This is a genomic window from Paenibacillus ihuae (assembly GCF_001368795.1).
Classification (GTDB): Bacteria; Bacillota; Bacilli; order Paenibacillales; family Paenibacillaceae; genus Paenibacillus_AQ; species Paenibacillus_AQ ihuae.
This window is the reverse complement of the sequence record NZ_LN831198.1, coordinates 3,417,829-3,428,998: the sequence shown is the minus strand read 5'-3', so window position 1 is coordinate 3,428,998 and position 11,170 is coordinate 3,417,829. Positions and strand designations below refer to the sequence as shown.

Sequence of the window (11,170 nt, the reverse complement as noted above, 5' to 3'; positions counted from 1 at the left end):
GGTTAGCCGTAGCAGGTATATTAGTGCTGTTTACACTGGCTTTGACTTGGATCGCGGCCATTGCCGGGCTGTCTGCAAAAACGGTGGAGGGAGCAAGCGCCTTTTCCTATCCGCTAATCTTCCTGCCATTCATCAGCTCGGCGTTCGTGCCGACCGACTCGATGCCGAAGGCCGTTCGCGCCTTTGCCGATAACCAGCCGGTGACTTCAATCGTAGAAGCCATCCGCGCTCTGCTCTCCGGACAGCCGGTGGGCAATGATATATGGGTCGCTTTGGCCTGGTGCTTAGGGATAATGATTGTCGCTTATCTATTTGCAGTACGCGCGTACAAACGGAGTGCAGCTTAAGGTTGTGGGCATCTGTTACTCCTTTTATCTCAAAGTAATGGAAATAAATATAACCAGGGATCAGACTATCACGATAGCTGTTCCCTTTTTCGCTGAAGCAGGTGTCCTTGGGGTTTACATTACAATAAACACTTTATAGCCCTGCGTAAGGCAGTATTCCAAGGCCTGGATTCAATTAAACCTATCCCCTTTTGTTTACAGGTATCAGCTATCCAGTCCCCATATGAAATACTTACTTCTGCTCTGAAATGTTGTAATTCGCCACCTTCTCTTGATAAATAATTCTGCAATATTTGGCTTTTGTCCGATTCATGTACAAATATTGATTTTACCTCTGGGTTATCGAAAGATAAAGTAAATTCGGGATGGATAAAATCGCCTTCAATGATAATTGGCAATTTATCTTCAATATGCCTGTTTGTGAGTTCTTTTAAGACAGGGGATATTTCTTTGCTTACATCAATCAACCAATTTACATTGCCGTCAACTCCAATGTCCTTCCAGTCTACTCCAGAATCCCAATAATGAATTGCCGGAAAATACTCCTTAGAAGTAACTGTTTTTACTGATAGATGGACATCATCTACTTCCAAGACATTCACACCATAAAATCGAGCCATTTCATAAGCAATACTTGATTTACCTATTCCTGATGCTCCGCCAATAAATAAAACGGTCCAGTTTCTATTATTATTCATTTTTCCAGCCCCAATTAGATATTCATCGAGTATTTTTTTGGGATTGCCCTCGGCAGTATTAAACTGTCGTTAATCGTTAGTTCAGAATCGATAATGATTAACTAGGGATAAATTTTCACGCCTTTCTCAAGCATCATTATGAACTGTTGAATTCGTTTCGCACGGGTTTCTTGCTTCTTGGCATTATGGATTCTGAATAGGAATGCATATTGATTTTTTCTATCCAACGTATCATAAAATGCCTTCGCCTTGACGTTACGCTCCAGTTCAATTGCGAAATCCTCAGGCAAAGAGGCGATACTTTGCAATTCATAGGCCTTGTCCCATAGTCCATTCTTTTTGGCAGCTTCAATCGCTTTGAATCCAGAGGGCTGCATTTTTCCATTTTTGATAAGAAGCTCTGCTTTTTCTTTATTCACTTTCGACCAGATGCTCTTATCCCCACGCGGAGTAAATCGTTGAACCCACGTTTTTTCATCTAACTTTTCCTTCTGGCTGTCAATCCATCCGTAACACAATGCACTTTCAAGTGCTTCATCATAGGATACAGAAACCAAGCCGGAATTTTTTTTCGCAATTTGCAACCGGATTCCCGGTGAAGTGTCATGATTGTTCTCAAGCCAATTCTCGAAAGATTGTTGATCGCCAAAGAACATAAGCGGTTTTTCATTAACTTTATTGATCAATTGATTCGCCTCCTACTCGTAGTGTACATCTTGATAATTGACAGATACAGTCAGTGATTATCTCACCCTGCTGGAACTATTGAATCCCGTCGCTTTTCTTGGTGGGGAATTTGACGGAGTGGTAGCGTCTGTTTGGAAGACTTTCCGAAGACAACAGCGGCCGGAAGTCCAAACATCCGCGCAGTCACGGCTATATTCTCATCTTTTCCCCCGATCTCGTTTTGCACCCCCTTAGGCACATAAACACCCTTTCCCTCACCTTCTCATATTCTATAGGCAAAAGCCTTTGTAAGGGAGCGACTGGGATGCTGAGGATTAAGCTGAATGAGCTGGCAAAAGGAATGGATAGCGGCCCGCTGCAGGCAGAAGTGTGGAAGTGGGACGGGATCGGTTGGAATGAAGCTGTTGCCCAGCAGGAAGAGGAGTTCATACGTGCAGATGATGATCTGTTCGTCACGATCCCCGCAGAGGAGGGATTGTACCGTATAGACTACTCCATAAAACCGCTGGAACCAATCTACAACCTGACTGAGTGGGAAGGAAGCGGACTGCGGGCAGAAGTGCTCCATCCGGCGCCTTTTAAGCTAAAAGAAGGGACGCTGTGGGGATATATCAACAACGAAGGGCGGACAGTGATTGAACCGAGGTATGATTATGCCGAGGATTTTCAGGATAACGGTCTGGCCATTGTTCAGCGCAGGAACAGCAGCGGTCTGATTGACAGCAGCGGACGCGAGAAGGTAAAACCAGTCTATTCGTTTATCGCTCCGTTTGCAGAAGGCCTGGCGGTCGTTTCGGACGCAAAGGGCTACACCTTCATTGATGAAAAAGGTAAAGAGGTAACTTCTGCGCGGTATGACTATTTGAATTCGCTGCATGAAGGCCGGGCGCTTTTCTCTAAACAGAGCACAACAGGGAATTCAAGGTACGGATACCTGAATGCGCAGGGCAAAGAAGTACTGCCCCCGGTGTATCTGGATGCGGGCGATTTCATGAACGGTACAGCACTCGTCAAAGTCAACGAGGGGGAATATGCACTGGTAGACCCTGAGGGTACTGTTCTGCATACGTATAAACATCCTTTTGTCGGCTATCCAGGGGATGGACTGCTGGCTTATCAGGAGACGGAGAATGGTAAATACGGGTATCTCAATCTGGACGGCAGTGTCGCGATCAAACCGCAATTTACTGCTGCTTTGCCCTTTTCTGAAGGAAGAGCGGTCATCAATACAGCGGAGGATTACGGCAACGCCTACGGTTTAATCGATAAGCAGGGCAAGCAGGTAGTTCCGGCCACCTATTATGAAGTGCAACAGCTCGGTGAAAACCGGGTCGCTCTGGGAACTCCGGTCTATGCAGACCAGCCGTACCGCGGGTCCCGCTATGTCATTGCCGATGCCGGAACTGGCAGAATTCTCAGCAATCATCCGCTGCTAGGGGTGAACAATTATCAGCACGGGCTGGCGTCCGTCTATGATGCTAAAGACACCTATTTTATTGACAAAAGCGGCAAAAAAGCGTCGCAGCCACCCGTTATTGCCGGAGCAGGCACACTCTCCTTCAGCGGCAGCCTGATCCGTGCAGATGTTGATCAGCGGACAGCCTATTACGACCGCAAGGGCAAGCAGGTGTGGCGTCAAAATGGGGTTATCCCGCTCAGACCGCCTTACTCCGTGCTGGAGAAGAAATATAAACCAAACCGGGACTATCTGGTTTATTATCCGGTAATAGAGGGGATTGCCAGCACAGAGGTTTCCAGAGCTGTTAATGACAAGCTGCGCAGCCTTTCCCTTGCCGAGGGGGTGGGAAGCGGAGGGGCGGCGCAGGATTTCAGCTACACGGGTGATTTTGCCGTAGAATTTTTCCGCAAAAATCTGCTCGTGCTTGAGCTCAGCGGCTATAACTTCCCGTTTGGCGCTGCACATGGCATGCCTACACGGAATTATGTGCATATCAATCTGCGCAGCGGCAGGTTCTATATGCTCAGCGACTTATTCAAGCCGGGCAGCAAATATGTGGAGAAGCTCAGCGAGATTGTCGGCAAGCAGATCGCTACCGACCCGCAGTATTCCTACGTTTTCCCGGATACGTACAAAGGCATTACGGCAGATCAGCCTTTTTATGTGGATGAAGCTGCACTGTATCTGTATTTTGCACCTTATGAGATCGCACCCTACGCCGCAGGATTCCCAACCTTCCGAATTCCATATGCTGAGATTATGGGGCTGATCTCCACCGAAGGAGACTTCTGGCAGTCATATCATTAAGAGAAATAGGCTGCTGAGCCGATAAATAAAATAAGAAGCTTGCAATGACGAGAAGACTGCCGTTCCTGAATAGGGCGGACAGTCTTCTTAACCATGTACAGATGCATAGGCGCTCTCTCAGCTGGACAAGACTTCCTGGAGTCTAGTGATGGAAAAACTTAGAGGCGCACAATGAAAAGGATTTATGCTACAATGACTTAGGAACAAATTACAACTTTGTAATATTTGCCGCCAACACTCTTGGCATCACAGCAAATCCAACAACCAGAACAAGGAGATGGCAGAATGAAGAGCAAGACTGTAAGAGCAATGATAGGTGGTAGCGTAGCAGCTGTTATGGCGCTGAGCATTTCTCTACCATTACAAGCAGACGCTGCAACTAGCAACGCAGTTGAAGGAACAACTACGAGCTTTGCCCAATTCATGCAAAATTTCACTCAATATAACAATAAGGCATTTTCTTTTAACGGTACGACAGTAACGGTATTTAAATTCAAACCGGTAGTTGTACCTCAGAAGACAACGGCTCCTGCAGCAACAGCAACACCAGTGGCAACACCAGCACCCGTAGCTACACCAGTACCGACAGCAACGGCGAAACCAGCGGCAACACCGGCTCCAACAGCAACAGCAAAGCCAGTGGCAACACCGGCACCGGCAGCGAAACCAGCGGCAACAGCAGCTCCGGCTGCAGCAGCAAGCACTCAAGCTACGTATGTGAAGCAGATTGTGGACCTTGTAAACAAAGAACGTGCCGCGGCCGGATTGTCTCCGGTAAGTGCGCTGGACAGCCTGAATAAGGTGGCAGCTGCTAAGGCAACAGATATGCGTACTAATAATTATTTCTCCCATACTTCACCTACGTACGGTTCACCTTTTGATATGATGGCCACTTTCGGTATTACGTACCGGGCAGCAGGCGAGAACATCGCCATGGGCCAGAAATCAGCTCAGGAGGTAATGACTGCCTGGATGAACAGCGAAGGTCACCGTGCCAACATTTTAAGCGCAAATTTCAATTACATTGGTGTGGGTTATGACAATAACTACTGGGTACAGGAATTCATCGGCAAATAAGCAATACTAACTAAGTTGAGATACCAAAGGGACTGTTCAGTTGGCCATGAGATGGCTGGCTGGAACAGTCCCTTTTTGGTTGGGCGGGTTGTTCATACGGCGGCGTCTAATGAATTCAGAAGAGTGGCTCAGGAGATGATTCCTGCCTCCCAGATCGGTTCGGCGTACATATTTTTAAGCTTGCTGCTGCAATCCTTACCAGTGTCATACGAGCGGTCGCCCAGCACCTCTTTGAATTTCTCCAGTGCCCGGGAGGCCTCGGCCGGTGCTGAACTGCTCAGCCATGAGCCGAGAGCCCGCAGTACCGTCCGTCCTTCTGCCAGCGCTTCCTCCCACAGCTCCCAGACGCTTTCGGTCCGCACCTCCGAGTAGAGCGCTGAATGCCGCCATTCACCATGTTTTTCATTCAAGTAATCGAGCTTCTCCTCGGCAGGAGACAGCTGCTGTGAGAAAAGACGGCGGGCTTTGCCCCGCAGGAGCGATTTCTTCCAGCCCCTCGGATCGTACAGGCATTTATGCGCCAGGAGCATATCGAGATAGGCCTCATGCCATATTTCAGCAGGCAGTTTTTTCGTGTCAGGATACCATGCAGCTGCAGTTTCGTGAAGTATGGTGTGAATAGGGAAAGGCAGATGGGAGCCGACATTGATTTTTTTCCAGACTGCATACCGCCAGGTATCCATCCCTTTCAGCCGCTTCATGAACACCGTATCAAGAACGATCTCGAAACGCTGATGATCACGGTGCTTGTAGCCTGCTTTCCAATTGATATAAGGATGAAGATTGCGGTCCAGCAGATGGTGGGTGAGGAAGCCCAGGAAATATTGCTGTACATTCTTCAGGTCGGCAGAGGGCAGGGACATGGCCCGTTTCCAGAATTCGATCAGCACAGGGCCGCAGTTTTCCGTATGCATAAGATCGCCGAGCCGAAGTGCCAGGGTCTCTTTTTTCCAGGGCAGAAAGCTGTGATACAGCAGGAAATCCGGTCCTTGGCAGCCTAGCTGGTACAGCTCAGGACACGTCTCCACATCTTCCAGAAAAGGAAACTCACGCTTGAATTCCTCCGCAAGCTGCTTACCGTACTCCAGATGCATCCAAATATTGGGCATCTCCTTCACCCCTCCTGATCGTAGTTTCCTCCAGCATACAGGCTATATATTAAAAGAAAGTGAAACGCGCTATAGCGGATTGTAATTCCTGGTATATGCAGAGCAACTTTTTCCGGTTCACCTTCTTCTTCAGGGTACTCCTCACACTAATCTTTATCAATCATTCTGCATTAGAGAGGGCTACTTTTTCCTGAGTGTATAGGCTGCTCCTATTTTTTGCATATTAGCATTTATTCGTAAGGCCGCAAGCTCTCCTTCAGGAGGAATCCGCGCATGCAGGAGGTGTCCCGTTTATTTGCAAAATGTGTATAGAAGAATTATGTTTAGTTACATAGTTAAGAAGTTTGTAAAATGTGGAACAATGGAGAATAGAACGTACGGAGGGATAACTTTGAAAGATTCCAAATGGACCTGGCGAAGTGTGAGCCTGATTTCCATAGCAGCAACAATACTATTGATTGTGGGATTTGTATCTGCAGTAGGCGATATTCTTAATCCGCAGGGAGAAGCGCTGTCAACCGCATTACCTCAAGAGACAGCCGTTCCTACTGCGGCAGCCGGAGATCCGTTGAAGATTCTCGCGCTGGGTGATTCACTTGCCAAGGGGACGGGTGATAACGCCGGGAGCGGTTTTGTTAAGCGCACGCTGGATGGATTGTCGGCTGACGGAGGATCTGCAGAGCTGCTTGGCAATATGGGGATTAACGGACTGACAACGGCCGGACTGCAAACCAAGCTCAAGGAAGAGGGGGTCCGTTACGCCCTGCGGCAGGCTAATATTATTCTAATATCCATTGGCGGCAATGATCTGTTCCGGGGCTCGGATATTGTGGGAAATGCGACTGAAGGCCAGGGAGCGGCAACACCAGGCCCGTCACCATCGGCAGCCGCTGAGACGCAGGATGCGGCAAGCCCGGTTCAAGCAACAGGAACCATTGACGGGAAGAACAGAGCCTTGGTTACTTCCACGCCTAAGCCGGGTGAAGATAAGTTAACGCCGGAATCACTGCTGGCTGCCTTGCCGGATGCCGCGAAGCGGCTGGGTGAGATCCTGCAGACGATATCCGAGATTAATCCGCAGGCGCAAGTTTTTTATGTGGGCCTATACAATCCCTTCGGAGATATTAAGGATCTGCTCGTACCCGGGAATCAGGCGGTAACCGCCTGGAATAATGCCGCGATGGATATTATCAATACACATAGCAATATGACCCTTGTTCCAACCTTTGATTTATTCAACCGCCATTTGGACAAGTATCTCTCAGGCGATCATTTTCACCCGAACGGGGATGGCTATCAGCGGATCAGTGAACGGATTATACAAGCGGTTCGATAAGAGGATTAGAGGTTTTTATTGCAGAATTGAATGTAGGCAAGGAGTTGTTGGATATGACAAAAGAGACAGGCGGAGGCACCGGAAACGTTGTATTGTCCGTAGATGGGGTCCGCAAAAAAATAGGCCGCAAATGGATCATCGACGATGTTACCTTTGACGTGAAGCAGGGGGAAATCTTTGGTTTCCTGGGTCCGAACGGCGCCGGAAAAACGACCACCATCCGGATGCTCGTGGATCTGATCCGCCCGACTGAAGGAACCATCACCGTCTGCGGCTACAATGTCAACCGTGATCCCGAAAAAGCACTCCAGTACGTCGGCTGTATCGTAGAGAACCCGGAAGTGTACACCTACTTAACCGGCTGGGAAAATTTGCAGCACTTTGCCCGGATGCAGCCTGGAGTGGGTACGGACCGGATTGCCGAGGTGGTGGCGATTGTCCGGCTGGATCAGCGCATCCATGATAAGGTAAGCACCTATTCGCTGGGCATGCGGCAGCGGCTCGGCATTGCCCAGGCGCTGCTGGGACGCCCGCGGCTGCTCATTCTGGATGAACCGACGAACGGGCTGGATCCCAAAGGTATCAAGGAGCTGCGCGAATTTATCCGCGAGCTGGCTGAAGGCGGGCTTGCCGTATTCGTGTCCAGCCATTTGCTCAGTGAGATTCAGCTGTTGTGCGACCGTGTCGCAATCATCAGCAAAGGGCGGGTCCTGGCCGTCGGCGGGGTAAATGAACTTGTTGCCCGTAACTCCCCTTATGTGCTCTGGGATTTGGAGCCGCTTGAGGCTGCGAGAGGCATTCTGGAAACACGCCCGGATATCCGGCTGCTCCGGCTGGACGAGGTTACGCTGGACGACTCCATTATTGCCGGAATGGGCGAGGGCTCTCTGATCACTGCCATGGAGGATGACTTGATACCGGAGATTGTGGCTGTCATGGTTACAGCTCAGGTGGAAGTCAGAGCCGTGCATAAAATTAACCCCACACTGGAACAGCTATTCTTGAAGCTAACGGAAGGTGAATCTATTGACTAATCTGCTTCCGCTCATCCGTAATGAGTGTACGAAAATTATAAAAAAGAAACGATTCTATGTTATACTGCTGATTCTGCTTGTACTCGTGCCAATGTTTACATATGCGCAAATGCGGATAGCTGAACGCAGCCGGGACAAGTTTAATTCGGACTGGAGGCTGGAGGTTCAGCAGCAGATCACCGATAATCAGAACTCGCTCGGCAGTGATCGTATTCCGGAGGAGTGGAAGTCGTACCGGCGGATTTTTGTCCAGCAGCTGCAGTTTTATCTGGATCATGATGTGAATCCGAATGAGCCGAGCGGAGTGACGTTTACCCGTGAATTTCTGGATAATTCCGTCTCTTTATTCATTCCGCTGCTGATTATGGCCGTCGCCTCAGATCTTGTGTCCGGGGAACGGACCACAGGCACAATCAAAATGCTGCTTACCCGGCCGGTCAAGCGCTGGAAGGTCCTGTTCAGCAAGCTGGTGGCGCTGCTCATGTTTGTTTCCCTGATTGTGCTTTCGGTGTTTGTGATCAGCTACCTGATTTCAGGTCTCGCCTTCGGATACAAGGGCTTTAGTATCCCTGTCTTCACCGGCTTTCAGCTCAGCGGAGATACGGTTGACATGACGACCGTTCACTCGGTGCCGCAGTGGAAATATCTATTGATGCAGGGCGGACTGATCTGGTTCGTCAGTGTAGTTGTTGCTGTCTTGGCTTTTATGGTATCGGTTCTGGTGCGCAGCACGGCGGCGAGTATTGTCGTAATGATGGCAGCGCTGATTGCCGGAACCATACTCACTAATATGGCCGCGGCTTGGACGACAGCGAAGTATTTGTTTATGGTTAATCTGGGGCTGACGGGATATTTGGCCGGCACACCGGCGCCAATTGAGGGAATGACGCTGTCTTTTTCCATGGCTGTTTTAGGCGTTTGGGGGATTGCAGCGATAATCATTTCATTCGCCGTCTTTACGAAACGGGATATTTTGAATTAGAATGTACAAAGTGAACGAAAACGTTTGTTTGCATTTCAGAGTAAGTGAGACGAAGAAGGAGGAGCATGAATGCTCGAACAGATCGATATGTTTGCAAAAGTCTCTAAGAACGGCGAAGCAGGCCGGACTGGATACGATGCTGACGACATTCAGGTGCTCGAAGGTCTGGTTGCGGTCCGCAAACGGCCCGGCATGTATATCGGAAGTACGAGTTCCTCGGGACTGCACCATCTAGTATGGGAAATCGTGGATAACGCCGTTGATGAGCATTTAGCCAAATTTTGTTCCAAAATTGATATTACCTTGCGTAAGGATGGTTCAGTTACAGTAATTGATAACGGGCGGGGCATCCCGACCGGAATGCATAAGACAGGAGTGCCAACCCCTCAGGTTGTCTTTACAATCCTGCATGCGGGCGGCAAATTCGGCGGTTCCGGCTACAAAAAATCAGGCGGTCTGCATGGCGTTGGTGCTTCCGTGACCAACGCATTGTCCGAGTGGCTGGAAGTTGAAATTTACCGTGACGGCAAAATCCACCGCCAGCGCTTCGAATACTGGGTGGATAAAACCGGCAAGGAGCATGTCGGCGAGCCGGTAACCGGCCTTGAGATTCTCGGGAATACGAATAAGACCGGTTCGAAGATTACCTTCAAGCCGGATATTCGCGTCTTTGCAAATGGCATCGCCCTGAACTATGACACCCTGGCAGAGCGGGTACAGGAAATTGCCTTCCTGAACTCGGGCCTGCGCATTAACATTAGCGATGAGCGCAGCGGCCGTCAGGATGAATATTTCTATGAAGGCGGAGCCAGCCAATTCGTGCAGTTCCTGAATGAAGGCAAGGATACCCTGCATGATGTGATTCATTTCAGTTCGGAGAAGGATGACATCGAGGTTGAAGTGGCCTTGCAGTACAACGCCGGATACACAGAAACGCTGGCCTCCTTCGTGAACTCTATTCCTACCCGCAGCGGAGGGACACATGAAACAGGCTTCAAGACGGCGTATACACGTGTGCTGAATGACTACGCACGCCGGACGCAGCTGCTGAAGGAAAAGGACAAGAACCTGGAAGGCAATGACCTGCGCGAAGGCATGATGGCCGTAATCAGCGTGAAGATGTCTGAGGTGGAATTTGTCGGCCAGACAAAGGATCAGCTTGGCAGCGCCTCTGCCCGCAGCGCCGTCGATTATATCGTGTCCGAGAATATGGCCCGGTTCCTGGAGGAGAATCCCCAGGTGGCGCAGAGTCTGCTGAAGAAGTCCATTCAGGCTTCCAAGGCGCGGGAAGCGGCCCGTAAGGCCCGCGATGAAATCCGCAGCGGCAAGAAGCGCAGTGAAAGCTCTAATCTCGGCGGCAAGCTGTCACCCGCACAGTCTAAGGACGTTACGCGTACCGAACTGTTCATTGTCGAAGGGGATTCCGCCGGAGGATCGGCCAAGCAGGGCCGCGACTCCAAGATTCAGGCTATTCTGCCGCTAAAGGGCAAGCCGATGAATCCGGAAAAAGCCAAGCTGCTTGATATCTTAAAGAACGATGAATATAAAGCAATCATTTCAGCAATTGGTGCAGGGATCGGCCCGGATTTTTGCCGTGGAAGACAGCAATTATTCCAAGATTATTATTATGACCG

At 49.7% G+C, this 11,170-nt stretch carries 9 protein-coding genes and 1 pseudogene; 7 read left to right on the top strand and 3 right to left on the bottom strand.

Annotated elements, in window-relative coordinates:
* Window positions 1–347, top strand: a 347-nt coding sequence (locus AQR02_RS34370) for an ABC transporter permease (RefSeq protein ID WP_245237493.1), incomplete at its 5' end; no start/stop codon positions are given.
* A 119-nt stretch (window positions 348–466) separates the two neighbouring features.
* Here the strand turns inward: AQR02_RS34370 and AQR02_RS15710 are convergent.
* Both AQR02_RS15710 and AQR02_RS15705 read right to left on the bottom strand, forming a co-directional pair.
* The gene (locus AQR02_RS15710; RefSeq protein ID WP_054941286.1) at window positions 467–1,045 is read right to left on the bottom strand and encodes a hypothetical protein; all 579 of its coding nucleotides are present in this window, start codon (window positions 1,043–1,045) and stop codon (window positions 467–469) included.
* Between the two features lie 101 nt (window positions 1,046–1,146).
* Window positions 1,147–1,731, bottom strand: coding sequence for a YdeI/OmpD-associated family protein (locus AQR02_RS15705; protein WP_245237492.1), 585 nt, complete (start codon window positions 1,729–1,731; stop codon window positions 1,147–1,149).
* A gap of 305 nt (window positions 1,732–2,036) precedes the next feature.
* Between AQR02_RS15705 and AQR02_RS15700 the strand changes: the two genes are divergently transcribed.
* Window positions 2,037–3,998 carry a WG repeat-containing protein gene (locus tag AQR02_RS15700; RefSeq protein ID WP_054941285.1) on the top strand — a complete coding sequence of 654 codons (1,962 nt, stop codon included), beginning with the start codon at window positions 2,037–2,039 and terminating at the stop codon, window positions 3,996–3,998.
* Window positions 3,999–4,283: 285 nt separating this feature from the next.
* A complete protein-coding gene (locus AQR02_RS15695; protein ID WP_245237491.1) occupies window positions 4,284–5,075 on the top strand; it encodes a CAP domain-containing protein in 792 nt (263 codons plus the stop codon).
* Window positions 5,076–5,203: 128 nt separating this feature from the next.
* Here AQR02_RS15695 and AQR02_RS15690 read toward each other — a convergent pair whose 3' ends face one another.
* Window positions 5,204–6,184 (bottom strand): zinc dependent phospholipase C family protein, encoded by a 981-nt coding sequence (locus AQR02_RS15690; RefSeq protein ID WP_054941284.1) that lies wholly within the window; start codon window positions 6,182–6,184, stop codon window positions 5,204–5,206.
* Between the two features lie 391 nt (window positions 6,185–6,575).
* On the opposite strand from AQR02_RS15690, the gene AQR02_RS15685 reads away from it, so the two are divergent.
* The 4 genes and pseudogenes from AQR02_RS15685 to AQR02_RS15670 all read left to right on the top strand — a co-directional run.
* Entirely contained in the window at window positions 6,576–7,520 is a 945-nt protein-coding gene (locus AQR02_RS15685; protein ID WP_054941283.1) for a GDSL-type esterase/lipase family protein, read from the top strand.
* 53 nt (window positions 7,521–7,573) lie between these two features.
* Window positions 7,574–8,554, top strand: coding sequence for an ABC transporter ATP-binding protein (locus AQR02_RS15680; RefSeq protein WP_082451866.1), 981 nt, complete (start codon window positions 7,574–7,576; stop codon window positions 8,552–8,554).
* Window positions 8,547–9,536, top strand: coding sequence for an ABC transporter permease (locus AQR02_RS15675; RefSeq protein ID WP_054941281.1), 990 nt, complete (start codon window positions 8,547–8,549; stop codon window positions 9,534–9,536). Before AQR02_RS15680 ends, AQR02_RS15675 begins: the two co-directional genes overlap by 8 nt.
* A gap of 69 nt (window positions 9,537–9,605) precedes the next feature.
* A pseudogene (locus AQR02_RS15670) lies at window positions 9,606–11,170 on the top strand (DNA gyrase/topoisomerase IV subunit B); the annotation flags it as partial.